The 24,349-nt window shown below is 64.7% G+C and carries 25 protein-coding genes; 24 read left to right on the forward strand and 1 reads right to left on the reverse strand.

What is annotated here, in order from left to right:
- Nucleotides 1–408: 408 nt before the first annotated feature.
- Nucleotides 409–1,413 (forward strand): hypothetical protein, encoded by a 1,005-nt coding sequence (locus HF854_RS05600; protein WP_168935412.1) that lies wholly within the window; start codon nucleotides 409–411, stop codon nucleotides 1,411–1,413.
- A gap of 427 nt (nucleotides 1,414–1,840) precedes the next feature.
- Here the strand turns inward: HF854_RS05600 and HF854_RS05605 are convergent, their stop codons facing one another.
- Complete coding sequence (locus HF854_RS05605) at nucleotides 1,841–2,497, reverse strand: tetratricopeptide repeat protein (protein ID WP_168935413.1); 657 nt, start codon at nucleotides 2,495–2,497, stop codon at nucleotides 1,841–1,843.
- Nucleotides 2,498–2,646: 149 nt separating this feature from the next.
- Between HF854_RS05605 and yqeB the strand changes: the two genes are divergently transcribed.
- From yqeB to HF854_RS05720, 23 genes are all read left to right on the forward strand, one after another.
- Entirely contained in the window at nucleotides 2,647–3,456 is an 810-nt protein-coding gene (gene yqeB / locus HF854_RS05610) for a selenium-dependent molybdenum cofactor biosynthesis protein YqeB (RefSeq protein WP_168935414.1), read from the forward strand.
- 12 nt (nucleotides 3,457–3,468) lie between these two features.
- The gene (locus HF854_RS05615) at nucleotides 3,469–3,954 is read left to right on the forward strand and encodes a hypothetical protein (protein ID WP_168935415.1); all 486 of its coding nucleotides are present in this window, start codon (nucleotides 3,469–3,471) and stop codon (nucleotides 3,952–3,954) included.
- The gene (locus HF854_RS05620; RefSeq protein WP_168935416.1) at nucleotides 3,941–4,234 is read left to right on the forward strand and encodes a GIY-YIG nuclease family protein; all 294 of its coding nucleotides are present in this window, start codon (nucleotides 3,941–3,943) and stop codon (nucleotides 4,232–4,234) included. Before HF854_RS05615 ends, HF854_RS05620 begins: the two co-directional genes overlap by 14 nt.
- Nucleotides 4,210–4,839, forward strand: coding sequence for a LysE family translocator (locus tag HF854_RS05625; protein WP_168935417.1), 630 nt, complete (start codon nucleotides 4,210–4,212; stop codon nucleotides 4,837–4,839). The genes HF854_RS05620 and HF854_RS05625 overlap by 25 nt, the downstream gene beginning before the upstream one ends.
- Before the next feature lie 83 nt (nucleotides 4,840–4,922).
- Entirely contained in the window at nucleotides 4,923–5,474 is a 552-nt protein-coding gene (locus HF854_RS05630; protein ID WP_168935418.1) for a YceD family protein, read from the forward strand.
- Between the two features lie 107 nt (nucleotides 5,475–5,581).
- Nucleotides 5,582–5,764 carry a 50S ribosomal protein L32 gene (gene rpmF, locus HF854_RS05635; protein WP_006003844.1) on the forward strand — a complete coding sequence of 61 codons (183 nt, stop codon included), beginning with the start codon at nucleotides 5,582–5,584 and terminating at the stop codon, nucleotides 5,762–5,764.
- Complete coding sequence (gene plsX, locus HF854_RS05640; protein WP_072334025.1) at nucleotides 5,764–6,798, forward strand: phosphate acyltransferase PlsX; 1,035 nt, start codon at nucleotides 5,764–5,766, stop codon at nucleotides 6,796–6,798. Before rpmF ends, plsX begins: the two co-directional genes overlap by 1 nt.
- Before the next feature lie 15 nt (nucleotides 6,799–6,813).
- The gene (locus HF854_RS05645; protein ID WP_168935419.1) at nucleotides 6,814–7,800 is read left to right on the forward strand and encodes a beta-ketoacyl-ACP synthase III; all 987 of its coding nucleotides are present in this window, start codon (nucleotides 6,814–6,816) and stop codon (nucleotides 7,798–7,800) included.
- A gap of 62 nt (nucleotides 7,801–7,862) precedes the next feature.
- On the forward strand, nucleotides 7,863–8,615 hold the full coding sequence (gene fabG / locus HF854_RS05650; protein WP_006003839.1) for a 3-oxoacyl-[acyl-carrier-protein] reductase: 753 nt from the start codon (nucleotides 7,863–7,865) through the stop codon (nucleotides 8,613–8,615).
- Between the two features lie 65 nt (nucleotides 8,616–8,680).
- A complete protein-coding gene (gene acpP, locus HF854_RS05655) occupies nucleotides 8,681–8,917 on the forward strand; it encodes an acyl carrier protein (RefSeq protein ID WP_006003837.1) in 237 nt (78 codons plus the stop codon).
- Between the two features lie 120 nt (nucleotides 8,918–9,037).
- Complete coding sequence (gene fabF / locus HF854_RS05660) at nucleotides 9,038–10,285, forward strand: beta-ketoacyl-ACP synthase II (protein ID WP_168935420.1); 1,248 nt, start codon at nucleotides 9,038–9,040, stop codon at nucleotides 10,283–10,285.
- 21 nt (nucleotides 10,286–10,306) lie between these two features.
- A complete protein-coding gene (gene glyA / locus HF854_RS05665; RefSeq protein WP_168935421.1) occupies nucleotides 10,307–11,545 on the forward strand; it encodes a serine hydroxymethyltransferase in 1,239 nt (412 codons plus the stop codon).
- Between the two features lie 247 nt (nucleotides 11,546–11,792).
- A complete protein-coding gene (locus HF854_RS05670) occupies nucleotides 11,793–12,272 on the forward strand; it encodes a deoxycytidylate deaminase (RefSeq protein WP_168935422.1) in 480 nt (159 codons plus the stop codon).
- The gene (gene ribD, locus HF854_RS05675) at nucleotides 12,265–13,407 is read left to right on the forward strand and encodes a bifunctional diaminohydroxyphosphoribosylaminopyrimidine deaminase/5-amino-6-(5-phosphoribosylamino)uracil reductase RibD (RefSeq protein ID WP_168935423.1); all 1,143 of its coding nucleotides are present in this window, start codon (nucleotides 12,265–12,267) and stop codon (nucleotides 13,405–13,407) included. The genes HF854_RS05670 and ribD overlap by 8 nt, the downstream gene beginning before the upstream one ends.
- 3 nt (nucleotides 13,408–13,410) lie before the next feature.
- Nucleotides 13,411–14,073, forward strand: coding sequence for a riboflavin synthase (locus HF854_RS05680; protein ID WP_168935424.1), 663 nt, complete (start codon nucleotides 13,411–13,413; stop codon nucleotides 14,071–14,073).
- A 9-nt stretch (nucleotides 14,074–14,082) separates the two neighbouring features.
- Nucleotides 14,083–14,553 (forward strand): 6,7-dimethyl-8-ribityllumazine synthase, encoded by a 471-nt coding sequence (ribH, locus tag HF854_RS05685; RefSeq protein ID WP_006003824.1) that lies wholly within the window; start codon nucleotides 14,083–14,085, stop codon nucleotides 14,551–14,553.
- Between the two features lie 3 nt (nucleotides 14,554–14,556).
- Complete coding sequence (nusB, locus tag HF854_RS05690; protein WP_168935425.1) at nucleotides 14,557–15,030, forward strand: transcription antitermination factor NusB; 474 nt, start codon at nucleotides 14,557–14,559, stop codon at nucleotides 15,028–15,030.
- Between the two features lie 15 nt (nucleotides 15,031–15,045).
- On the forward strand, nucleotides 15,046–17,559 hold the full coding sequence (gene leuS, locus HF854_RS05695) for a leucine--tRNA ligase (protein ID WP_168935426.1): 2,514 nt from the start codon (nucleotides 15,046–15,048) through the stop codon (nucleotides 17,557–17,559).
- Between the two features lie 120 nt (nucleotides 17,560–17,679).
- Entirely contained in the window at nucleotides 17,680–18,666 is a 987-nt protein-coding gene (holA, locus tag HF854_RS05700) for a DNA polymerase III subunit delta (protein ID WP_168935427.1), read from the forward strand.
- A gap of 273 nt (nucleotides 18,667–18,939) precedes the next feature.
- The gene (locus HF854_RS05705) at nucleotides 18,940–19,632 is read left to right on the forward strand and encodes a JAB domain-containing protein (protein ID WP_168935428.1); all 693 of its coding nucleotides are present in this window, start codon (nucleotides 18,940–18,942) and stop codon (nucleotides 19,630–19,632) included.
- A 56-nt stretch (nucleotides 19,633–19,688) separates the two neighbouring features.
- Nucleotides 19,689–22,157, forward strand: a complete 2,469-nt coding sequence (gene lon, locus HF854_RS05710) for an endopeptidase La (protein WP_430392467.1) — start codon at nucleotides 19,689–19,691, stop codon at nucleotides 22,155–22,157.
- Nucleotides 22,158–22,258: 101 nt separating this feature from the next.
- Complete coding sequence (gene prmC, locus HF854_RS05715) at nucleotides 22,259–23,107, forward strand: peptide chain release factor N(5)-glutamine methyltransferase (protein ID WP_168935430.1); 849 nt, start codon at nucleotides 22,259–22,261, stop codon at nucleotides 23,105–23,107.
- Nucleotides 23,108–23,440: 333 nt separating this feature from the next.
- On the forward strand, nucleotides 23,441–23,905 hold the full coding sequence (locus HF854_RS05720; protein WP_168935431.1) for a hypothetical protein: 465 nt from the start codon (nucleotides 23,441–23,443) through the stop codon (nucleotides 23,903–23,905).
- The last annotated feature ends 444 nt before the right edge of the window (nucleotides 23,906–24,349 follow it).

The raw sequence follows: 24,349 nt of genomic DNA on the forward strand, positions 1-24,349 counted from the left end.
TCCCCAGGCTGCCGTCAGCCATGTCCCTGCGGTACCGCCGGGCCGCGCCGTGCAGGGACGTACCTTCTCTTCTCCCCGGGCGGATGGCATCCCCCGTATCTGCGCGCCCTGTCTGCGGCCACAAAATCCCGGAAATTTCCTTCCGCATCCTTCACAGATGCCATTTGAGGCTTACCCTTTGAACACGGCAGCCCCGACGGCAGCGCCGGGAGCGCTTCCCGCGCCCGTGCCATCGCCGTCCGGCCCGGCCCTCCCGCCCGTATCCCTGCTCCGGCAGGCAGTCCGGGACAGGCCCGCGGCCACGGCTGCCTGCGGCACCCTCCCCCCTCACGAGACAAGGGGACTGCGCCGCGCCCTCACCTTCAACAGATCACACGCCGGGATCATCCGGCTTTTCAGGAGTTCGTCATGAAGCAGCCCGAAGAGCTGTCCGCGTACAAGGAAAGCGTCCTGCAGGACATCGCCCAGGCCCAACGCGTGGGCGCTGACGAGAATGCCATCACCGCCCTCATCAGCCAGTACCCGCTGGATCAGGCCCTGGCCGCCCGTCTGGCCCGCTGTTACGGCCCCAAGGGATTGGAGAATTTCAATCTGGACGGCATCGACGTGGCCGCCCTGCCCGCCCAGCAGAAACACGCCAAGGAGCCTGACCAGAGCGTGCTGCAACAGGTCTGGGAAGAACACGTGGCCCTGGTCATGGATCAGGTCTGCCGCATGTCGCCCGAATATCTCGATCTGGAGCAGGAGACCCGTCTGGACATCCTGCTGCTGGAACAGGCCCGTGCCGAGAACAACCTCCAGGCCATGCTGGGGCTGGAGATCCTGCATGTGGCCGAAGACCTGAACCTGGCCATGCAGGAGGCCGAAGCCGCCGAGGCCGGTCACGCCGCCGGGCAGCCCGGAGCCTGCAAGATGGCCGCCTTTGCCCGCAAGATCATCCACAGCCTGGAACGCCAGCGCGAGAGCCTGGAACAGGCCGCCGAGCTCCTGCCCCTGGTCTGTGACGCCCAGGCCTATGCCGCCGCTGCCCAGACCTACGCCCAGAACAAAAAAGACAAGGACGGTCTGCCCGAAGACGGTTTCCGCCAGACCATGCAGGCCCAGCGCCAGTCGCTGGAAGCCGCCGCGCAGGATTGCACCACGCCCTGCCTGGGCGATCTGTTCACTGCCCGTCATCGTAACCTGGCCACGGCGGAAGAGATCTACATCCGCATGCAGCGTCAGGCCCTGAGCGGCCTTTCTTCGGTGACGCAGGCCGAAGCCCTGGCCGACAGCCTCTTCCCCTGGCTGGCCGATACCCTGGAAGGCATCGTCGGCAATGAGCTCCATGCCGGTCTCAAGGACACGGCGGCCGCCCGCCTGGACGGCATCCGCCAGCTGCTGGCCGATATGGAAGCTGAAGAGCAGGAATAAAAGGATGAGGGGGAAGGGGGCCCTTTTTGAAAAAAGGTCTCCCCTTCCCCCTCAAACTCCCCCATCCCTGCCAAAAACTTTTGACCGGATCACCGGCAAGGCCTCGTGTCGCGCAGGCTGTGCGCGACTCACCGTCCCCCGGCATGATGCGGGAGAAAGACAAGGTCCGGCATGAAGGCAAAGAATGGGGGCGCCCCGGAAAGAGATGCATCGCCTTGCCGCCGCGCATGAGATGCCCTACGCGGCACGGCCGGACAGTTTGGACGGCCCCCCTTCCGGCGCACCATACGATATGTTGCCGGCCATCGTTTTTTTTGGACCACCTGCGCAACAGGGCCAGTCCCCCGCACAAGGGAGACTGGCCCTGTTTTTTTATCTGTCCGTCAGATGCGGTACCGGACGTGCCGCAGTGACGGATAAGTACGGTCTACGGCTTGGGATACTGGCGGATATGCGAGAAGATGCTGCCGTCCCGTTCCAGTCCCTGCTGGGCGGCCTTGGCATACCAGAGGGCAGACTCCGTGGCATCCTGCGGCACGCCGAAGCCCACTTCATAGCAGGCGCCCAGGAATCGCTGGGCCTGGCCATTGCCCTGTTCGGCGGCACGCTTGGCCCAGTCGAAGCTCTGTTCGGGGTCCTTGGTCACCAGTTCACCGTCGGCGCAGATCAGCGCCATGTTGAACTGGGCCTCGGCATAACCGCTCTGGGCCGCACGCTGCATCCACTGCAGATAGCCATTGGTGTCGCGCGGCACGCCCGCACCGGAACGCAGCATATAGGCCACCAGGGTCTGGGCTTCGGCATCGTTCTGTTCCGCCGCCAGCATATACCATTTGAAAGCCGTTGCCAGATCCTGCGGGACGCCCAGGCCGTTCTCGTAGCAGCGGCCCAGCAGCACCTGCGAGCGGGCATCGCCGTCCGAGGCCAGGGGCTGCAGCAGGCGCAGCGTTTTTTTGTACTGGCCGATATTGTAGGCCGTCCAGGCTTCCTGCCAGGTCTTGTCCGCCTTGCTGTCCGCGGCCACGGCAGGGATGGCGCTCACCAGGGCAAGGCCCAGCAGGCCTGTCGCGAGTATCTTGTTCATGATCTCTCCTTGCGTGTCGTTTCCTCTTCCGGCATCAGGCCGGGGACACGCGTGCAGGCCACCATACGCCGCCCCGAGGCGGGACACAAGCATCCTGTCCGCGCGTCCCCCGGCCCTTGACGACTGGCCCGGCAAGATGCATTTTTGTCATGATGCAAAAAGGATTCTGTCCCCTTATCGTCATCCGGGGTGCCGGAGACATGGGCACCGGTGTGGCCCTGGAACTGTGGCACGCGGGCCTGCACAGGCTCGTGCTGCTGGAGTGCGCCCGGCCGCGTGCCATCCGCCGTCTGGTGGTCTTTTCCGAGGCGGTCTTCGAAGGCAAGGCCCGGGTGGAAGGACTCGAAGCCCGTCTGTGCCCCGATGCGGCCGCCTGCCGTGCCCTCTGGCAGACCGGAGAGGCCCTGCCCCTGCTGGTGGACGAAGACGGCGCGAGCCTGCGCGAGCTCTGCCCGCAGGTCTTCGTGGACGCCACCATGATCAAGAAGGCCCGCGGTCTTTCCCCGAATATGGCGGATCTGGTCATCGCCCTTGGCCCGGGCATCGAAGCCGGACGGGACGTCCACTGCGTCATCGAAAGTTTCGGCCCGGACATGGGCCGCTGCCTCCGGCAGGGACAGGCCCTGGCCAATACCGGCATCCCCTGTGAGCATGGCCGCTCCGAACAGCGCGTGGGCCGTGCCCCGTGTGCCGGTGTCTTCGCAAGCCCCCTGCCTCTGGGCAGCCATGTCCTTCAGGGGCAGGAAGTGGGCCGGGTGGACGGTGTTCCCGTCCCGGCTCCCCTGTCCGGCCGTTTGCGCGGCCTGTTGCGCTCCGGTCTTCCGGTGCGTGCAGGGGCCAAGGTGTGCGACATCGAGCCGCTGGACCACGTGCCCCTGGACAAAGTTTCCTCACGCGCCCGCTGCCTGGGCAGGGGCGTGCTACGGGCCATAGCCGCCCGCTATAACCTTCCTACCTGATACAGGAGTATCATGTCCCCCTTCAATCCCGATCCCCAGAACAGATACCCCTCTCCCCGGAGCGACAGCGGTCAGTCCCGCGATGACGAACGCGTCATCGAAGCCGAGATCATCCACGACGGCTGTGACGACGGCAGGGGCCAGGGGCCTTACGGCCGCTCCTGCCGGGGCGGTTACGGCCAGGAACAGTTCCGCGGCAGCCGCAGCCCCTGGAACGGCGGTCTCCATTTCCAGACCATCTGGACCTCGGGCAGCAGCCGGCAGGCCGGTCTGGCGCCCGGCATCACCCTGGCCCTGATCATCATCGCCGGGATCCAGTTCGGTCTGCTGGCCAGTATCGGCTTCATGGTCTTCCATGCCATCGGCTCTGTCCTCAACTCCATGCGCGAGATGCGCTCCATGCTGGCGGGCAATCCCCCCAACCCGTGGCCCGGCCGCATCCTCAGCTGGACCATCAGCTTTTTGCTGGTAGGCTGGCTCTCCGGTGGCTTCCAGTGATGCCACATGGCATGTCTATCTGTTGCGCTGCGCCGATGACACCCTGTACTGCGGCGTGACCACCGACCTTGACCGGCGTCTGGCCCAGCACAACGGCCGTCTGGCCGGCGGGGCCCGCTATACGCGCCCGCGCAGGCCCGTGGCCCTGCTGCTCTCCCGGGCCTGTACGTCCCGGCAGGAGGCCCTGCGCCTGGAATATCATATCAAACGACTGCCCCGCTCCCGCAAGGAACAGGCCCTGAAAGAGTTTCCCCAATGCTGCCCCTGGATACTGTCCTGACGTTTTTCGTGACTGCCCTCATGCTGGCCCTTGCCCCGGGACCGGACATCATCTTCGTCCTCACCCAGTCCGCCCTTTACGGCATGCGGGCCGGTGTGGCCACCACCCTGGGGCTCATCTCCGGCCTGTGCTTCCATACAACAATAGTAGCCGTGGGCGTGGCGGGCATCTTCATGACCTCGCCGCTGGCCTTCACCCTGCTGACCGTCGTCGGGGCGGCCTACCTGCTCTACCTGGCCTGGCTCTCCTTCCGGGCCGGGGCCAGCATGGCCCATCTGCAGGAAAGCCGGTTCCTGGGCTACTGGGGCCTGTACCGCCGCGGGGTCATCATGAACATCACCAACCCCAAGGTGACGCTCTTCTTCCTGGCCTTCCTGCCGCAGTTCTGCGCGCCGGAACGCGGCAGCGTGGCCCTGCAGGTCATGGAACTGGGCCTGCTCTTCATGCTGGCGGCCTTCCTCGTCTTCACGGCCGTCTCGGCCCTGGGCGGCCGCCTGGCCCACTGGTTCAACAGCTCGCCGCGCGGCCAGATGCTCATGCACCGCGTGGCCGGTCTGGTCTTCGTGGCCCTGGCCGTGATGCTGATCTTTTCCTGCGTGGCCTGAGCCGCGCAAAGGCCTGTGACGCCGCCCCTTCCGGGCTTGACACAGGCTTGAGCGCCGAGTAAGAAGGCCGCATTGAGGTGACCATGCAGAACTATCGTATCCCGCTCAGTGAGATTTCCCCTTCCGGCAAGGACATGACGCTGGACGATCCCGCCATCTGGCAGGGACCGCTGGCCGAGTTCCAGATGGACTGCCGCATCATCGATCCCCTGAAAGCCGAGCTCGGCATCATGCCCCTGGAAGGCGGCTATCTGGTGCGCGGGAGCATCACCGGTACCGTGGTGCTGCCCTGCAACCGTTGCGCCGAAGACGTGACCGTGACCGTGGATTCGCATTTCGAAAATTTTGAGGAGACCGCCGCCGAACCCGAAGACGAAGAGGCCGCGACCACCGGTGAAGACCTGCTGGAAAGTCGCGTCGTCGTGGAGAATGGCGTGTCGTATCTCGATCTGGGCGCCATCTGCTGGGAAGAATTCGTCCTGGCCCTGCCGGTCAATCCCCTGTGCCGCCCTGACTGCAAAGGCCTGTGCCCCCAGTGCGGCGCCAACCTCAATGACGGCCCCTGCCAGTGCGCCCCGGAAGAGGGCGACCCGCGCATGGCCGTCCTGCGCGGGCTGAAATTGCGCAAAAACTAGACATCAAAATTTTTTTCTGCTAGGCTCTTGCCTCTTGAGCTTGGCCCATAGGGTCACTCACGCCCAAAAAGCATATCATTTCCGATCTCTCGGAGAAGGAGAACATCATGGCTGTCCAGCAAAACAAAAAGTCCCGTTCCCGCAAGGGCATGCGTCGTTCCCACGACCGCGTAGCCACCCCCACCGTCATCTACTGCTCCTGCGGCGAGCCCACCGTGCCCCATAGCGTGTGCCCCAACTGCGGCGCTTACAAGGGCCGTCAGGTGATCGCCAAGACCGAAGCTGAGTAATGAACGCGCGCCCCATCATAGCCGTTGATGCCATGGGAGGGGACTTTGGCCCCTCCGTGGTTGTTCCTGGTGCCATCGACGCCGCCAGGCTTCATGACTTGCACGTCCTCCTTGTGGGGGATACCCCCAAGGTGGAAGCGGAACTCGCCAAGCTCGACCTTGCCAACGTGCATTTCGACATCGTCCAGGCTGATGATGTGGTGCACATGAATGAAAAGCCTTCGGACATCCTTCGCCGCAAGAAAAACGCTTCTATCCAGGTGGCCTGCCGTCTCGTCAAGGACGGCAAGGCCGATGCCGTGGTCAGCGCCGGTCATTCCGGCGCCACGGTCGCGTGCGGCATGTTCATCATGGGTCGGCTGCCGGGCGTCGAACGCCCGGCGCTGGCTGCCCTGCTGCCCACGGAAAAGAATCCCGTGGTCGTGCTGGACGCCGGCGCCAACGTGGACTGCCGGCCCTATCATCTTTTCCAGTTCGGCCTCATGGGCGACGCCTTCGCGCGTGACCTGCTGGGCTATGCGGCCCCGCGTGTCAGCCTGCTGAGCATCGGCGAAGAGGAAGGCAAGGGCAACAGCCAGGTCAAGGAAGCCTACGAACTGCTCAAACTCGCCCAGAATCTCAACTTCGTGGGCAATGCCGAAGGCCGCGACATCTTTACGGGCGATATCGATGTCGTGGTCTGCGACGGTTTTGTGGGTAACGTGGTGGTCAAGATGAGCGAAGGCCTGGCCTCGGCCCTGGTCCGCATGCTCAAGCGCCTGTTCACCTCCGGTTTCCTGCCCGCCCTGGGCGGCATGCTGGCCAAGGGCGCCTTCAAAAAGTTCGCCACCACCATCGACTACGCCGAATACGGCGGCGCCCCCCTTCTGGGCCTGCAGGGCCTGGCCATCGTCTGCCACGGCCGTTCCAGCGCCCGCGCCATGCAGAACGCCATCAAGATGGCCGGCACCTTCGTACGCAAGGGCACCAACGACCGTCTTGCCGAAACCATCCTGGCCAACGAGGAACTCACCCGCTTCTCACGCGCCATTTAAGCCACGGGTATCTCTATGAAGCCAAACTGCTATCTGCACGCCCTCAGCAGCTACGTTCCCGCCGAGGTCCTGACCAACGATGACCTGAGCAAACTGGTGGAGACCAACGACGAGTGGATCACCACCCGTACCGGCATCAAGCGTCGTCACCGCCTGCCCCAGGAAGAGAATGCCTCCGACCTCGGGACCCATGCCGCCCGCAAGGCTCTGGAAGATGCCGGTCTCGATGCTGCCAAGCTGACCCACATCCTCACGGCCACCTGTACGCCGGACCATCTCAGCCCCTCGCTTTCCTGCATCATCGGCGGCAACATCGGTGCCGGCCCGGCCATGTCCTTCGACTTCGGCTCCGCCTGCTCCGGCTTCCTGTACGGCCTGCATCTGGCGGACGCCCTGCTCTGCCAGGATCCGGCTTCCCAGATCCTTTTCGTCTGCACCGAGGCCCTTACCCGCCGCGTCAACTGGAGCGACCGCAGCACCTGCGTGCTCTTCGGCGACGGCGCCGGCGCCTGCATCCTGAACAGCGATCCCGAGAACGCCCTGGCCCGCGTGCAGGACAGCATCTGCAAGAGCGACGGCAGCCTGCACGACCTCATCATCGTGGGCGGCGGCACCAGCTGCCAGTACAAGCCCGGCGATCCCGTGGGCGACGACTTTTTCATCTCCATGCAGGGCCGTGAAGTCTACAAGCATGCCGTGCGCCAGATGTCCGGCATCTGCCAGGAACTGCTGGAGCGCAACGGCCTCACGGCCGCTGACGTCGATCTTTTCGTGCCCCACCAGGCCAACATGCGCATCATCGAGGCCGTGGGCAGCCGCCTGAAGATCGGTCTGGATCACGTGTTCACCAACGTGGCCGAATACGGCAACACCTCTTCCGCCTCCGTGCCGCTGGCCCTGGTGGAAGCCATGGCCCAGGGCCGCATCAAGGCCGGGGACCGTGTGCTGGTGACCGCCTTCGGCAGCGGCCTGACCTGGGGCGCGGCCCTGCTGCAGTTCTAGGCTGCCGCGGCGTTGAACTCGGCCCTTTTCTGCTATATCATAAAATCCATTGAGGCAGCATCATGAGCAATCTTGATTCCACCACTCCTACCGCGCTGGTTACCGGCGGTTCCCGCGGCATCGGTCGCGCCGTTGCCCTGACCCTGGCCCGTGACGGCTATCAGGTCATCCTCACCTACGTGAGCCGTCCCGAAGAAGCCGACAAGACCGTGGCGGAGATCGAGGCTGCCGGCGGCCGTGCCCTGGCCCTGCCCCTCAACGTGGGCGACGGCGAAGCCGTGGCTGCCTTTTTTGCCGAACATATCAAAGGCAAGGTCAATCTGGCCGTGCTGGTCAACAATGCCGGCATCACCAAGGACGGCTTCCTGGTCCGCATGAAGGACGATGACTTCGACCGCGTCATCACCATCAACCTGCGCGGTGCCTTCATCTGCACCCGCGAAGCCGCCAAGATCATGACCAAGGCCCGTCACGGCCGCATCGTGAACATCTCTTCCGTCGTGGGCCAGATGGGCAACGCCGGACAGGCCAACTACAGCGCCGCCAAGGCCGGCCTGCTGGGTCTGACCAAGTCCTGCGCCAAGGAACTGGCCGCGCGCCAGATCACGGTCAATGCCGTGGCCCCCGGATTTATCGAAACCGACATGACCGCCGCCCTGAGCGACGATGTGCGCGCCTCCTATGAAGCCGCCATCCCGCTGAAACGCATGGGCACCGCCCAGGAGATCGCCGATGCCGTGGCCTTCCTGGCTTCGGACAAGGCTGCCTACATCACCGGCCAGGTGCTGGCCGTCAACGGCGGCATGTACTGCTAAAAACTGCGGCCGCGCACGCTGCCGCTCCCGCTACCGGAAAACACAAAGCGAGTTGGAGGATAACCATGTCTGAAGTTGCAGCCAAAGTGACCAAAATCATCGTGGACCAGCTGGGTGTGAGCGCTGAAGAAGTGAAGCCCGAAGCTTCCTTCGTGGAAGACCTGGGCGCTGACTCCCTGGACCTGACCGAACTGATCATGGCCATGGAAGAAGAATTCGACATCGAAATCGCCGATGACGACGCCCAGAAGATCCTGAAGGTGCAGGACGCCATCAGCTACATCGAAAGCAAGCAGGGCTAAGTTTTTCCCTGTCTGCCGGAAAATTGGAACGCACCGGGCTTGCCCGGTGCGTTTTTCCCCTTCCGGCCTCAACTCGAGTATTTTTTCCAGGCACAAGCCCCGCCTGTCCAAGGAGTATCCATGAGTCGTCCGCGCGTTGTCATCACTGGTCTTTCCGCCATCACCCCTCTGGGCAATGACCTTGAAACTACCTGGAAGCGCCTGCTTGCCGGCGAATCCGGTATCGGCCCCATCACCCTTTTCGATGCCACCGACTATGACTCGCGCGTTGCCGGCGAAGTGAAAGACTTCGTTGCCGAAGATTTCATCCCGGCCAAACAGGCCCGCCGCATGGACCGCTTCACCCAGTTCGCCGTGGTGGCCGCCCAGCAGCTCCTCAAAGACTCCGGCCTGGTCATCAATGACGACAACGCCTACGACGTGGGCGTCATCCTGGGCATCGGCCTGGGTGGCCTGAAGACCATCGAGACCTATCACGCCAAGCTGCTGCAGGGTGGTCCCGGCAAGGTTTCTCCCTTCCTGATCCCCATGCTCATCTCCAACATGGGCCCCGGCCAGATCGCCATTTTCACCGGCGCCAAGGGTCCCAACATCGTGACCACCACCGCCTGTGCTTCCGCCATCCACGGCATCGGCACCGCCTTCAGCGAGATCCTGCTGGGCCGCATCAGCACGGCCATCACCGGCGGTGTGGAAGCCACGGTGACGCCTCTGGGCGTGGCCGGCTTCACGGCCCTGAAGGCCCTTTCCAGCCATTACAATGATGAGCCTGCCAAGGCCTCCCGTCCCTTCGACGGCAACCGCGACGGCTTCGTCATCGGTGAAGGCGCCGGCCTGCTGCAGCTGGAAGAACTGGAACACGCCAAGGCCCGCGGCGCCAAGATCTACGCCGAAGTGGTGGGCTACGGCGCCTCCGACGACGCTTTCCACATGACCGCTCCCGCCGATTCCGGCGAAGGCATGGCCCGCGCCATGCAGAACGCCCTGCGCGACGCCGGTCTGGCCCCCGAGGCCATCGGGCACATCAATGCCCACGCCACCTCCACCCAGCTCAACGACAAGACCGAGACCAAGGGCATCAAACTGGTGTTCGGCGAGCACGCTTCCAAGATCAAGATCTCTGCCACCAAGTCCATGACCGGTCACCTGCTGGGTGCCGCGGGCGGTGTGGAGAGCGTGTTCACCGCCATGGCCCTGCATACCGGCTGGCTGCCCGGCACCATCAATCTGGAAAATCCCGATCCCAACTGCGATCTGGATTACATGGCCGGCGGTTCCGCCCATATCCCCTGTGAATACGCCATGTGCAATTCCTTCGGTTTCGGCGGCACCAATGCCAGCCTGATCCTGAAGAAGTGGAACGACTAGCCCCAAAGGGAGAGCGGTAGAATGGATGAAATCTTGCTTCAGGACCCGGAACTGGCCCAGGCCATCATCCTGGAATCCCAGCGCCAGGTCACCAAACTGGAACTGATCGCTTCGGAAAACTTTGTTTCCCCGGCCGTGCGTGAGGCCCAGGGCAGCGTGATGACCCACAAGTACGCCGAAGGCTATCCGGGCAAGCGCTACTACGGCGGCTGCGAATACGTGGACATCGCCGAGAACCTGGCCATCGAGCGCGCCAAGAAGCTCTTTGGCTGCGAATACGCCAACGTGCAGCCCCACTCCGGTTCCCAGGCCAACATGGGCGCCTACTTTTCCTTCCTCAAGCCCGGCGACACCATCCTGGGCATGGATCTGAGCCACGGCGGCCATCTGACCCACGGCAGCCCCGTCAACTTCTCGGGCAAGCTGTTCAACAACGTTTTCTACGGCGTGAACCGCGAGACCGGCTGCATCGACTATGACGAAGTGGCCCGTATCGCCCGTGAGCACAAGCCCGCCGCCATCGTGGCCGGTGCCAGCGCCTATCCCCGCAAGATCGACTTCGCCCGCTTCCGCGCCATCGCCGACGAAGTGGGTGCCGTCCTCATGGTGGACATGGCCCACATCGCGGGCCTGGTGGCTGCCGGTCTGCACGAGAGCCCCATCCCGTACGCCCACATCACCACCACGACCACGCACAAGACCCTGCGCGGTCCCCGCGGCGGCATGATCCTCTCCGACGAGACCCGCGGCAAGAGCCTCAACAGCCAGATCTTCCCCGGCATCCAGGGCGGCCCGCTGATGCACGTCATCGCCGCCAAGGCCGTGGCCTTTGGCGAGGCCCTGCGCCCCGGCTTCAAGACCTACAGCCAGCAGATCGTCAAGAACGCCGCCGTGCTGGCCCAGTGCCTGACCGATGCGGACTTCCGGCTGGTGTCCGGCGGTACGGACAACCACCTCATGCTGGTGGACCTGACCAACAAGGACGTGACCGGCAAGGATGCCGAACATGCCCTCGATGCCGCCGGCATCACGGTCAACAAGAACACCATCCCCTTCGAGACCCGCTCGCCCTTCGTGACCTCCGGCGTGCGTCTGGGCACCGCTGCCCTGACCACCCGCGGCATGAAGGAAGACGAGATGCGCCAGGTGGCGGCCTTCATCGTGGAAGCCATCGAAAAGCGCAACGAGCCTGCCTCCCTGGCCGCCATCCGCAGCCGCGTGGAGGAATTCGCCCGCGCCTATCCCCTGTTCACCTGGTAACCATGCACGACAGGAGGGAGGAGGCCCCGTCCCGTACGGGATGGGGTCCCTCCCTCTTTTTTTCCGCCGCGCCTGCCGGCGGCCCCGACCTGCCGGTCGCTGCTGCTGACGGTGCCTTGCGGAAAGCCCCCCTTTTGGAAAGGCCGCCTCTGGCGGCCTTTTCCGTCCGTGGTCCCTGCCACCGGCGGGCTTGGCTTTTGCCCCGGCTGCGTGTAAGGTAGTCCAACTTTTTATTGCGAGTACTGTCATGCAACGAATGCCCTGGCCCGATTATTTCATGAGCATCACCTATCTGGTGCGCGAGCGCTCCACCTGCCTGCGCCGCAAGGTGGGCGCCATCGCCGTCAAGGACAGGCACATCCTGGCCACCGGTTACAACGGTGCGCCCTCCGGCGTGCGCCATTGTCTGGAGACGGGCTGCCTGCGCGAAAAGATGGGCATCCCTTCCGGGCAGCGCCACGAGATCTGCCGCGGCCTGCACGCCGAACAGAACGTCATCATCCAGGCCGCCGTGCACGGCGTGAGCATCGCCGGGGCGGAGCTGTACTGCACCACCTTCCCCTGCGCCATGTGCAGCAAGATGCTCATCAATTGCGGCATCAAACATATCTGGTACAGCGAGCATTATCCCGACGAGCTGGGACTGGCCATGCTCAGCGAGGCCGGTGTGACCTTCGAGCAGATCCCCTTCTCGCCCGACATGCTCAAAGGACCGCAGCATGTCTGAGAACATTTTCGCCCCCTTCATGCGTGAGGCCCTGGCCCTGGCCGAGAACGGCCGCTGGAGCGCCTGTCCCAATCCCACGGTGGGCGCCGTGCTGGTGCGCGACGGTCAGGTGGTGGCGCGCGGCTGGCACCATGCCGCCGGGCAGCCCCACGCCGAGGTGGAATGCCTGCGCGACGCGCAGCGTCAGGGCATCGACCCCGCCCAGTGCACCCTGGTGGTCACGCTGGAGCCCTGCAACCATTACGGCAAGACCCCGCCCTGCAGCGAAGCCGTGCTGGCCGCGGGCATCAAGCGCGTGGTCATCGGCCTGTACGACCCCACCCCCAAGGCGGCCGGCGGTGCCGAACGCCTGCGTGCCGCCGGTGTGGAAGTCATCGGCCCGGTCTGCGAGCGGGAATGCCGCGACCAGGTGGCCGACTTCCTGGTCTGGCAGCAGGGCCGCCCCTATGTGATCCTCAAGATGGCCGCCACCATGGACGGGCGCATCGCCACCCGTACCGGCCACTCCCGCTGGGTCAGCAGCGAAGGTTCGCGCGCCCTGGTGCATCGCCTGCGTGCCGGTATCGGCCGTGCCGGGGGCGCCGTGCTGGTGGGCGGCGGCACCTTCCGGGCCGACAACCCCTGCCTCACGGCCCGCATCCCCGGTGAGACGGTGGAACAGCAGCCGCTGGCCTGTGTGCTGACCTCGCGCCTGCCCAATCCCGCGGGCGACATCCATCTGCTCAAGGAGCGTCCCCACCAGGCGGTCTTCCTCTGCTCGCCTGCGGCGGCGGCCTCCACGGCGGCCCACGCCCTGCGCCAGATGGGCGTGCGCGTGCTGGCCCTTGGCCCCGGGCAGCGCGGCTGCCCGGACTTTCCGGCCATGTTCCACATGCTGTACGAGGACCTGCACTGCCCCTACGTGCTTTGCGAAGGCGGCGGGCATCTGGCCCTTTCCCTGCTGGAAGCGGGTTTTGCCGACGAATTCCTGCTGCATCTGGCGCCGCGCATCCTGGGCGACAACGAGGCCGCGCCCCTGTTCGACGGCCGCAGCCCCCTCACCATGGCCGAGGCCCTGGACCTGCGCGTCTGCCGCACCTCCCTGTGCGACGGCGACGTCCACCTGCAGCTGCGCCCGGCCATTCCTCAGGAGTAGACCATGTTTACCGGCATCATCCAGGGACAGGGCGAGATCGTGGGCCTGCGCCGCAGCGGCCAGGAGTGCCGCATGGAAGTGCGCCCCCTCTTCCCTCTGGAAAATATCGTGGACGGGGAGTCCATCGCCCATAACGGCGCCTGCCTGTCCGTGGAACGGCACAGCGGTTCCACCTTCACTGTCTATGCTTCGGGCGAGAGCCTTTCCCGCACCACCCTGGGCGACCTGCGCAAGGGCGACCTGGTCAATCTGGAACGGGCCCTGGCCCTGGGCGACCGCCTGGGCGGGCACCTGGTCAGCGGCCATGTGGACTGCGTGGCCACGGTGCGTTCCGTGGAACAGGCCGGTTCTTCCCTGCGCTGCACGCTGGCCTTCCCGCCGGCCTTTGCGGCGGAAGTTATCGAAAAAGGCTCCGTTACGCTGGACGGCATCAGCCTGACCATCAATGCCTGCGGCAAGGATTTCCTGACCGTCAACGTCATCCCGGACACCCAGAAACGCACCACCATGCTGCACTGGCGCCCGGGCAGCCGCGTGAACATGGAGACGGACCTCATCGGCAAGTACGTGCGCCGCATCATGCAGTGCCAGGCCGACGGGCCCGCCACGCCGCAGAAGAGCAGCGGCATCAACAAGGAATTTTTACTGCAAAACGGTTTTCTTTAGGAGCAGACCATGAGCAATCCCACTACCATCAGCGGCATGCTTGATGCCAAAGGCCTCAAGATCGCCATCCTGGCCACCCGTTTCAACGACTTCATCGTGGACCGCCTGACCGGCGGCGCCCTGGACTACCTGGAACGCCACGGCCTCGATGCCAAGAACATCACCATCGTGCGCATCCCCGGTGCTTTCGAGATGCCCCTGGTCTGCCAGAAGCTGGCCGCCAGCGGCAAGTATGACGGCATCGTGGCCCTGGGCGCCGTGATCCGCGGTGCCACCCCCCACTTCGACTACGTGTGCAACGAAGCCAGCAAGGGCATCGCCCAGGTGATGCTGCAGTACAAGACCCCCATCGGCTTCGGCCTGCTGACCTGCGACAGCATCGAGCAGGCCATCGAACGCGCCGGTTCCAAGGGCGGCAACAAGGGCGTGGAAGCTGCCGCCGCCATGCTGGAAACCATCCGCGTGCTGGAGCAGCTGTAATCCATGAGCAAGGGTAAATCCGCCAGCCGCCGGGGCGAACGCGCCCAGGCTTTTCAGGTTCTGTACGGGCTGTCCTTCGCCGACGCCACCTCGCTGGAAGACGTGCGCCGCGCCTTCCTGCAGTCCCCCGACCATCAGGAGACCGAAGAAGGCGAGCTGCCTTCCGGTTTTGCCTGGGATCTGGTGCAGGGCGTGTGGAGCAGGCGCGATGAGCTGGACAAGACCATCAGCCGCTTCTCGCGCAACTGGCGCGTGGACCGCATGGGTCGCGTGGAGCTGACCCTGCTGCGCCTGGCCATGTACGAACTGCTGTACCGCCAGGACGTCCCCGCCAAGGTCGCCATCAACGAGGCCCTGGAGCTGACCCGCCAGTTCGGCGAAGACAACGCCACCAGTTTTGTCAACGGTATTCTGGACGCCGCCGCCAAGGCTCTGGAAAAGGGTTCCCTCTCCGCCGGAGAGGATTCCACCAACTAAAAGCAGACAAGTGTCATGACGCAAGATCGTTATTCCCCGCAGGACATCGAACAGAAATGGCAGGAGCGCTGGCAGCAGCAGGATGCCTTTGCCTGCGACCATCACAGCGACAAACCCAAGTATTACGTGCTGGAGATGTTCCCCTACCCCTCGGGCAACATCCACATGGGCCATGTGCGCAACTATTCCATCGGTGACGTGGTGGCCCGCTGCAAGCGCATGCAGGGCTTCAACGTGCTGCATCCCATGGGCTGGGACGCCTTCGGCCTGCCCGCGGAAAATGCCGCCATCAAGCACAACACCCATCCGGCCAAGTGGACCTATGCCAACATAGACAACATGCGCGCGCAGCTGCGCCGTCTGGGCTATTCCTATGACTGGTCCCGCGAAGTGGCCACCTGCCGCCCCGAGTACTACTGCTGGGAGCAGAGCTTCTTCCTGCGCCTGCTGGAAAAGGGCCTGGTCTACCGCAAGAAGGCGCCCCAGAACTGGTGCCCCTCCTGCCACACCGTGCTGGCCAACGAACAGGTCATCGACGGCCTGTGCTGGCGCTGCGACAGCCATGTGGAACAGAAGGACCTGACCCAGTGGTTCCTGCGCATCACCGCCTATGGTGACGAACTGCTGCAGGACCTGCAGAAGCTGGAAGGCGGCTGGCCCGACCGCGTGCTCTCCATGCAGCGCAACTGGATCGGCAAGTCCACCGGTGCGGCCGTGCGCTTCGGCCTGCCCGCTCCCCTGGACGGCGTCGACCATCTGGAAGTCTTCACCACCCGTCCCGACACCGTGTTCGGCGTGACCTTCCTGACCCTGGCCCCCGAACATCCGCTGGTGGAAAAGCTCATCGAAGGCTACGAAAAGGCCGACGAAGTGCGCGCCTTCGTGACCCGCATCCGCAACATGGACCGTCTGGAGCGCCAGTCCGACAATCTGGAAAAAGAAGGCATCTTCACCGGCGCCTATGTGATCCATCCCTTCACCGGCCAGCAGGTGCCCGTGTGGCTGGGCAACTTCGTCCTGGCCGACTACGGTACCGGCGCCGTCATGGGCGTGCCCGCCCACGACCAGCGTGACTTCGAATTCGCCCGCAAGTATGGCCTGCCCGTCAAGGTGGTCATCAGCCCCGAAGGCGAGGTCCTCGACCCCGCCACCATGGAAGCCGCCTTCACCACCGAAGGCGTGATGGTCAATTCCGGCGACTTCGACGGCATGCCCAACACCGACGGCAAGAAGGCCGTGGCCGAACGTCTGGAAAAGGAAGGCAAGGGCAAGGCCACCACGCAGTTCCGCCTGCGTGACTGGAACATCTCGCGCCAGCGTTACTGGGGCGCCCCCATCCCGGTCATCTACTGCGACAAGTGCGGCGTGGTGCCCGAGAAGGAAGGGAACCTGCCCGTGCTCCTGCCCCTGGATGCCCATGTGCGTGAAGACGGCCGCTCTCCCCTGCCCGAGACCGACTCCTTCGTGCGCTGCACCTGCCCCGTCTGCGGTGGCGAGGCCCGTCGCGAGACCGATACCCTGGACACCTTCGTGGAGTCCTCCTGGTACTTCGCCCGCTACACCGGCGCCCGCAATACCGAGAGCGCCTTCGATATGGACGCCCTCAAGTACTGGCTGCCCGTGGACCAGTACATCGGCGGTGTGGAACACGCCATCCTGCACCTGCTCTACGCCCGCTTCTTCACCAAGGTCCTGCGCGACCTGGGTTTCTACCCCGAAGGCCTGGACGAGCCCTTCACCAACCTGCTCACCCAGGGCATGGTGCTCAAGGACGGCAGCAAGATGTCCAAGTCCAAGGGCAATGTGGTGGACCCCACGGCCATGATCGCCAAGTACGGCGCGGACACCGTGCGTCTGTTCTGCCTCTTCGCCGCGCCGCCGGAGCGTGACTTCGACTGGTCCGACAGCGGCATCGAAGGCTCCTCGCGCTTCCTGCACCGCGTCTGGCGTCTGTTCATGGACGAGGCCGAGCGCCTGTCCGCGGTCAAGGCCTGCGGCGCCGGTGCCGACGACGTGACCACGCCCGAAGCCCGCGACCTGCGCCGCCGCGAACACCTGACGGTCAAGAAGGTCACCGAGGACATGGGCAACCGCTTCCAGTTCAACACCGCCATCTCCGCGGTCATGGAACTGGTCAACGCCATGTACCTGTCCCGTGAAAAGCTGGGCAAGAGCGACGCCGAGAACCGCGTCTTCTCTTCGGCCATGGCCACGGTGCTGACCCTGCTCTCGCCCATCACCCCGCACCTGTGCGAGGAACTGTGGCAGCGCATGGGCCACACCTCTTCCCTGCAGGAAGAAGCCTGGCCCGTGTGCGAGGAAAGCGCCCTGGTGCAGGATACCGTCACCATCGCCCTGCAGGTCAACGGCAAGCTGCGCGGTACCATCGAAGTGCCCGCCGGTGCCGACAAGGCCCGGATGGAAGAAGTGGCCCTGGCCGACGCCGCCGTGCAGCGTCACACCAGCGGCCTGACCATCCGCAAGGTCGTGGTGGTGCCCGGCAAGCTGGTCAACGTGGTGGCCAACTAGCCCGCAGGGAGCCCCGCTCCGCAATACCGAACTGAACCGTTGCGGGGGAAGAAGGCCCGGACATGCCGTCCGCCTTTTTTCCCCGCAACGTCGTTTTCCATCCCGAACCCAGGACGTACCATGCCCAGACCCGGTTTTTCCTTTCTCGTCTGCCCGGACAGCCGCCTTTTGCAGGCCCGTCTGGAAGCCCTTGTGAGCGCCCAGGGCGACAGCGGCCGCTGGGAACGGCACGTCCACTGGGGGGACGAGGAGCCTTCGCCGCGCTTCTGGGAACAGCTCACCCTCCAGGGGCTGTTCGGTACGCCGCGCCTGCTGGTGGTGCGTCAGGCCCATCTCTGGCCCGCCGCGGTCTGGAAAAAGATCTCCGCCGCTCTGGCCCGGCCCTCGGAACAGTGCTGGCCTTTCTTCTGCCTGGAAGTAGCCTGGGAAAAAGGCCAGCCCAAGATCCCGGCCCACATCGCCAAGCTGCGCTGCCTGGGCTTTGCCGACCAGCAGGGCTGGATCTGGCGCAGCGAAGGCCTGAGCGAGCGCAGCATCAAGAAATATGTCCGCGACCGCGCCCAGGCCCTGGGCATCCCCTTCGAGGCCGACGCCTTCGAACAGTTCTGCACCTCCGTGCCCCCCGATGCCCAGGCCGTGGAGAACGAACTGGAAAAACTCCTGCTCCTGCGCCCGGCGGATGACGGGCAGGCCATGCCCTGGTCCGTCACCACGGACATGCTGGCCACCAGCTCCTGGGCCCCGGAATGCAATATCTTCGCCTGCATCCGCCATATGGAAGCCGGCAACCTGGCCGCTGTCTGGAAAGAGCTGGCCCGGGGCCGCAAGGACGTGGAAGGCCTGCTCTTCCCCCTGCTCTCCCTGCTGGCCCGCGAGTTCCGCCAGCTCTGGCAGGCCTGCGCGGGCGAGAAGGTCCGCTTCCATCCCTCCGAAGCCAACGCCAAGCAACAGCTGGCACGCCGTCTGGGCCCCGCCGCCCTGGCCCGCTGCCTGGGCATGATCATGGACGCCGAGCTGGCCATCAAGAGCGGCCGCTGCACGCCTGAGCAAAGCCTGGACAAGCTGGCCACCGATCTTGTGGCCCTCTTCGCCGCTGCCCGGCGCTAGGGATTTTTGCAAGTACACTGATTTTTTTGGGGAAGCCCCCTTGTTCCGCTGTCGCCCGCAGCTTTCTCCGTCGCAACGGGCACGGCCCGTGTCGCTTTTATTGGGGGAAGGGAGGGGGACACCTCTCGCGCCGGCAACGACCGAAGGCGGCCGCAGGCCGTGCCCGTTAGCGACGAAGGAGCCTTACGGGCATCGACAGCAGAGATGAGGGGCCCCCTCCCCTCAATGAATCTCTTTTCTGCCCCTTGCGCTTGCCAAAAAGCATCTTACCTTATGACCGCAATGCCTGTATCCTCTGCCTCTCCCCATAGCGGCCACCGCAGCCGCCTGCGTCAACGACTGGCTCGCGAGCCTCTGGCTGTGGCCGATTATGAGATCCTGGAACTGTTGCTGGGCTACGGGCAGCCGCGCAAGGATACCAAACCGCTGGCCCGGGAACTGCTGCTGCGCTTCCACAATATCCGCGGCGTGCTGGACGCTCCGCCGGAACAGCTGCTGGCCGTGCCGGGTTTCGGCCCCGGCCTGCTCTCCATGTGGCAGGTGCTGCGCGAAGTGCTGGCCCGCCATGCGGCCGCGCCCCTGTTGCAGGGGGTGGAAGTGGCAACGCCCCAGGCAGTGGCCGAGATGGCCCGGGCCCGTCTGGCCGGCAGCCAGCAGGAAGAATGCTGGCTGGCCATGGTCAATGCGGGTAACCGCCTCGTGGCCTGGGAACGCCTGCGCCAGGGCAATGTGGAAAGCGTCCCTTTGCTGCCCCGCGATGTACTGGAGCCTGCCCTGCGCTACAAGGCCAGCGGCATCATCCTGGTGCACAACCATCCGGGCGGCCAGACCCGGCCCTCCCAGCCCGACCTCATCTTCACCAATACCGTGCGGGAGCTGGCCGTCAACATGGGGCTGCGTTTTCTGGACCATGTGATCGTCACCGATAATGGCTGCTACAGCATCTGCCAGTGCAGACACCTGTAAGCAGTCCGGGAGTATATATGTCTGATCAGAAAAAGAACGACCATCCGCTGGAGGACATGCTGTCCCAATTGCAGGATGCCCTGAGCCAGGCGGTGGATGCCGCCGGACAGGACCAGGGGACGAGCGGCGACGAACAGGCGTCGGCCCCCGGCGAACAGCAGATCTCCGACCTGCTGCCGGTGCTGCCCGTTCGGGATGTCGTAGTGTTCAACTACATGATCCTGCCGCTGTTCATCGGTCGCGAAAAATCCGTCAAAGCCGTGGAAGCCGCCCTCAAGAAGGGCCGCCACCTGCTGGTCTGCACCCAGAAGGAAGAATCCACCGAAGATCCCGGCCCCAACGACCTCTACTCTGCCGGTACGGTGGTGCAGGTCATGCGCATGCTCAAGATGCCCGACGGCCGCATCAAGATCCTGGTGCAGGGCGCCAGCCGGGCCAAGGTGGAAGGCTACCACCGTGTGGAGCCCTATCTGGAAGCCCGCATCACCGTCCTGCAGGAAGAGACGCCCCCGCGCGACGCCAAGATAGAAGCCCTGCTGCGCTCCGCCCGTGAGCAGAGCGAAAAGGTGCTCCAGCTGCGCGGCGTGGCCTCTCCGGACATCCTGGCCGTGCTCCAAGGCGTGGATGAACCGGGCCGTCTGGCCGACCTCATCGCCGCCAACCTGCGCATGAAGACCGCCGAGGCCCAGCGCATCCTCGAAGCCGTGAACCCCGTGGAGCGCCTGATGCTGGTCAACATCCAGCTCGAACGCGAGGTGGAAGTGGCCACCATGCAGGCCCACATCCAGAGCACGGCCCGCGAAGGCATGGACAAGGCGCAGAAGGAATACTTCCTGCGCGAACAGATCAAGGCCATCCGTCACGAACTGGGCGATGCGGCCTCCGAAGGCGAAGAAGAGCTGGACGAGCTGCGCAAGGCCCTGGACAAGGCCGGTCTGCCCAAGGACGTGCGCAAGGAAGCGGACAAGCAATTGCGCCGCCTGTCCGGCATGCACGCCGATTCTTCCGAGGCCAACGTGGTGCGCACCTATCTCGACTGGCTGGTGGAACTGCCGTGGAAGAAGCTTTCCCGCGACCGTCTGGACATCGCTCATGCCAAGGCCATCCTGGATGAGGACCACTACGGTCTGGACAAGATCAAGGACCGCATCCTGGAATTCCTCAGCGTGCGCAAGCTCAATCCCCAGTCCAAGGGGCCCATCCTCTGCTTCGCCGGCCCTCCAGGCGTGGGCAAGACCTCGCTGGGCCGCTCCATCGCGCGGGCCCTGGGCCGTCATTTCCAGCGCCTGTCCCTGGGCGGCATGCATGACGAGGCCGAGATCCGCGGCCACCGCCGCACCTATATCGGCGCCATGCCCGGCCGCATCATCCAGGCCATCAAGCAGGCCGGTACCCGCAACCCGGTCATCGTGCTGGACGAAGTGGACAAGCTGGGTTCCGATTTCCGGGGCGACCCCTCGTCCGCTCTGCTGGAAGTGCTGGACCCCGAACAGAACCATACCTTCAGCGACCACTACCTGAACGTGCCCTTCGACCTTTCCAAGGTCATGTTCCTGTGTACGGCCAACCATCTGGAGACCATCCCGGCTCCCCTGCGCGACCGTATGGAGGTCATCAGCCTGCCCGGCTACACCATGCAGGAAAAGGTGGAGATCGCCAAACGCCACCTGCTGCCCAAGAAGGTGACGGAGAACGGCCTGCGTGAAGGTGACGTCATCATGGACGATACCGCCCTTACCGCCGTCATCCGCGGCTATACCCGCGAAGCCGGCCTGCGCAACCTGGAACGGGAGCTGGGCTCCATCTGCCGCAAGCTGGCCCGCCAGCGTGCCGAAGGCAAGAAGGGCAGTTTCACCGTGGACAGCGCCATGGTGGAAAAACTGCTGGGCGCGCCGCGCTTCATCGAAGACGAGAAGGACAAGCGCCTCATGCCCGGCATGGCTCTGGGCCTGGCCTGGACCCCGGCCGGCGGCGAGGTGCTGACCATCGAATGCGCCTGCATGAAGGGCAAGGGCAACCTGCAGCTCACGGGCCAGCTGGGCGACGTCATGAAGGAAAGCGCCCGCATCGCCATGAGCTACATCCGCAGCCGGGCCGACAGCCTGGGCATCGACGCGGACTTCAGCGATACGCAGGACATCCACATCCATGTGCCTGCCGGTGCCGTGCCCAAGGACGGCCCCTCCGCCGGTGTCACGCTGACCTCGGCCCTGATCTCGGCCCTGAGCGGCCGCATCGTGCGGGCCGATACCTGCATGACCGGCGAGATCACCCTGCAGGGCCAGGTGCTGCCCGTGGGCGGCATCAAGGAAAAGATCCTGGCCGGTGTGGCACGCGGGCTCAAGCATGTCATCATCCCCAGCCAGAACGTCAAGGATCTGGAAGAGGTCCCCAAGGAACTGCTGAAAAAGATCAAGGTCCACCCCGCGCACACTTATGATGATGTGCTGGCCCTGGCCTTCGAACCTGTCAAAAAGACGGCCGCGCGTGCCAAGAAAGCCGCTCCGGCCACGGAAAAGAAATAACGCCGCTGTCGCCCCTGCAAGGCGGTGACGCGGATGGCCCGGGACGACATGGCGTTGCCCCGGGCCTTTTTGCTTTGCCCAGCCGCACACAGGACAAGGATATGACCCTTCAGGAACTGCTGACCTCGCTGACCCGCGACCTGCACGCCGCAGGCACAGATGCCCCCGCGCTGGAGGCCCGCCTGCTGGCAGGCCATGTGCTGCACCTTGACCGCATCGGCCTGATGCTGGCCATGCCCTCCCCTGTGGCGGACGACGCAGCCGCCGCCATCCGCGCCCTGACCGCCCGCCGCTGCGCCGGTGAACCGCTGGCCCACATCACCGGGCGGCGCGAGTTCTTCGGCCGCGATTTCGAGGTCAGTCCGCAGACACTCATCCCCCGGCCGGAGACCGAGCTGCTGCTGGAGATCGTGCTGCGGGAATGCGAAGGGCACAGGGACGTGCGCTTTGCGGATCTGGGCACGGGCACGGGCTGCATCGGCATCACGCTGGCTCTGGAGCTGCCGCACAGCCGGGGCCTGCTGCTGGAATACAGCGCCGGGGCCCTGCCCGTGGCGGCCCGCAACATCCGCAGCCTGCAGGCCGCTGACCGTCTGGCCCTGGTACGGGGGGACATGTTCACGCCGCCGCTGTTGCCGCAGGGGCTGGACGTGCTGGTCAGTAATCCGCCCTACATCGCCGCTGCGGAAGAAGACGAGGTCATGGCGGAAGTCCTGCATCACGAGCCGCACAGCGCGCTCTTTTCCGAGCAGGACGGTCTGCGCCACCTGCACGCCGTCATCCGTTCCGGACAGCAGGCCCTGAAACCGGGCGGCCTTATCGCCATGGAACACGGTTACCGCCAGGGCGAGGCCGTGCGCCGTCTGCTGATGGAGGCCGGTTACGGCGCGCCCCGCACCGAGCAGGATCTGGCCGGTCTGGACCGCTGCACCTGGGCCCGCCGGGACTGATCCGCCGGAGGAACCAGCAGCAGCGGGCGTCCCTGCCCTCCCGCATCGGCAGGGCACTGCCAAGGGGCACCGCCGCTCCCCTTGCTGCACACGCCATCGCCGCCGGCGAGGTCTGCGATGTGCCGCCCATGAGCTGCACACATCTTGATAAAATTTTTTCGGCTCCTCTCCCCGCAGCGACCCTGTACGGAAAGGACGGGGCAGCCCTCCGGCACTCCGTATCTTCCGCCGGGCACGTCGAGCGCGCCGAGGCCGGGCACGGCGAAAAAATTTCCCTCTTCCCGGCTAGGCCCGGAAGGCACTCTTTGCTATAGCAAGGCAAAGGTGTTCGTCATGGGAAGATACGCAGACCCTACGGAAAAAGCCATCCGCTGCCCGCTCAAGGGGCATCAGCGGCCCCTGCTGGCCTGTCTGGCCTGCCGGCATTTCCCCTGTCGCGCCATGACGGAAGAACGGCTGGCCCTGTTGCGCACGTCGCCCTTTGTCCAGCTGGATACGAAAAACTCAAAACTGCTGCCACGGAGGCACGTCATGTATATTTTCAGGATGACTTCTGGAGAACTGCGGGACGCTCCCGAAGATTTCAGCCCCGATGCCCCGGACTTCGAACAGCTGGCCGATGTGGAAGAAGTGCTGGTCATCGGCAAGGTGCTGGTCAAGCAGTTGCGCCTGGTGGCCAAGCCCCGGGAAGAGCGCGACCGCATCCGGGAACAGCTCTCCACGCCCGACCTGCCTGAAGAAGTGGAAGAAGAAAAACCCCGCCGCAGACGCCGCAGCAGCGTCCGGGACGAGGACTGATGCCTTTGGGGACTGCATCCGTGCGGTCCCTTTTTCTTTTTCCCTTGCTGATTTTCCTTTTCGGGATGCAGGTCAATTTTTTCCATCACCGGGATCCGCCAGCCCCGTCCGCCTTTCGTCCGCCACTGCCAAGGGTACGCGCCCTCCCGGCCCCTGATCCCGGTCTTCCCCGTCCCTGACGGGCTGCATGCCCCTCTCCGGACCGCAAGAGCAAGGGCGCTCCCATCCGCTCATCCCGGGGCAGGACTTTTCCATAAACGGCAGCCAACAAGCCGGCATCACGCATATTTTTTTGCTCTCCACGCGATGCTTGGGAAATGATTCCCAATCAATTCCGGCATGGACATTTTCCGCGTTACGGTTTAATGTCGCACATGCATAGATAAATCGATGACAACCATAGCGAACAGCGACAGCGCCCCTGCCCGCCGGACACCACCGTAC

Origin of the sequence: Desulfovibrio piger (assembly GCF_012843875.1) — a bacterium.
Classification (GTDB): domain Bacteria; phylum Desulfobacterota; class Desulfovibrionia; order Desulfovibrionales; family Desulfovibrionaceae; genus Desulfovibrio.

Excerpts from the sequence above, each read along its gene's own strand:
- prmC (WP_168935430.1), top strand. The coding sequence starts at position 22,259 with ATGACCCTTCAGGAACTGCTGACCTCGCTGACCCGCGACCTGCACGCC.
- HF854_RS05625 (WP_168935417.1), top strand. The coding sequence starts at position 4,210 with ATGCTGCCCCTGGATACTGTCCTGACGTTTTTCGTGACTGCCCTCATG.
- fabG (WP_006003839.1), top strand. The coding sequence starts at position 7,863 with ATGAGCAATCTTGATTCCACCACTCCTACCGCGCTGGTTACCGGCGGT.
- HF854_RS05680 (WP_168935424.1), top strand. The coding sequence starts at position 13,411 with ATGTTTACCGGCATCATCCAGGGACAGGGCGAGATCGTGGGCCTGCGC.
- acpP (WP_006003837.1), top strand. The coding sequence starts at position 8,681 with ATGTCTGAAGTTGCAGCCAAAGTGACCAAAATCATCGTGGACCAGCTG.
- HF854_RS05645 (WP_168935419.1), top strand. The coding sequence starts at position 6,814 with ATGAAGCCAAACTGCTATCTGCACGCCCTCAGCAGCTACGTTCCCGCC.
- HF854_RS05630 (WP_168935418.1), top strand. The coding sequence starts at position 4,923 with ATGCAGAACTATCGTATCCCGCTCAGTGAGATTTCCCCTTCCGGCAAG.
- ribH (WP_006003824.1), top strand. The coding sequence starts at position 14,083 with ATGAGCAATCCCACTACCATCAGCGGCATGCTTGATGCCAAAGGCCTC.
- fabF (WP_168935420.1), top strand. The coding sequence starts at position 9,038 with ATGAGTCGTCCGCGCGTTGTCATCACTGGTCTTTCCGCCATCACCCCT.
- HF854_RS05705 (WP_168935428.1), top strand. The coding sequence starts at position 18,940 with ATGACCGCAATGCCTGTATCCTCTGCCTCTCCCCATAGCGGCCACCGC.
- nusB (WP_168935425.1), top strand. The coding sequence starts at position 14,557 with ATGAGCAAGGGTAAATCCGCCAGCCGCCGGGGCGAACGCGCCCAGGCT.
- HF854_RS05605 (WP_168935413.1), bottom strand. The coding sequence starts at position 2,497 with ATGAACAAGATACTCGCGACAGGCCTGCTGGGCCTTGCCCTGGTGAGC.
- ribD (WP_168935423.1), top strand. The coding sequence starts at position 12,265 with ATGTCTGAGAACATTTTCGCCCCCTTCATGCGTGAGGCCCTGGCCCTG.
- HF854_RS05600 (WP_168935412.1), top strand. The coding sequence starts at position 409 with ATGAAGCAGCCCGAAGAGCTGTCCGCGTACAAGGAAAGCGTCCTGCAG.
- yqeB (WP_168935414.1), top strand. The coding sequence starts at position 2,647 with ATGATGCAAAAAGGATTCTGTCCCCTTATCGTCATCCGGGGTGCCGGA.
- rpmF (WP_006003844.1), top strand. The coding sequence starts at position 5,582 with ATGGCTGTCCAGCAAAACAAAAAGTCCCGTTCCCGCAAGGGCATGCGT.
- HF854_RS05670 (WP_168935422.1), top strand. The coding sequence starts at position 11,793 with ATGCAACGAATGCCCTGGCCCGATTATTTCATGAGCATCACCTATCTG.
- leuS (WP_168935426.1), top strand. The coding sequence starts at position 15,046 with ATGACGCAAGATCGTTATTCCCCGCAGGACATCGAACAGAAATGGCAG.
- glyA (WP_168935421.1), top strand. The coding sequence starts at position 10,307 with ATGGATGAAATCTTGCTTCAGGACCCGGAACTGGCCCAGGCCATCATC.
- lon (WP_430392467.1), top strand. The coding sequence starts at position 19,689 with ATGCTGTCCCAATTGCAGGATGCCCTGAGCCAGGCGGTGGATGCCGCC.
- plsX (WP_072334025.1), top strand. The coding sequence starts at position 5,764 with ATGAACGCGCGCCCCATCATAGCCGTTGATGCCATGGGAGGGGACTTT.
- holA (WP_168935427.1), top strand. The coding sequence starts at position 17,680 with ATGCCCAGACCCGGTTTTTCCTTTCTCGTCTGCCCGGACAGCCGCCTT.
- HF854_RS05615 (WP_168935415.1), top strand. The coding sequence starts at position 3,469 with ATGTCCCCCTTCAATCCCGATCCCCAGAACAGATACCCCTCTCCCCGG.
- HF854_RS05720 (WP_168935431.1), top strand. The coding sequence starts at position 23,441 with ATGGGAAGATACGCAGACCCTACGGAAAAAGCCATCCGCTGCCCGCTC.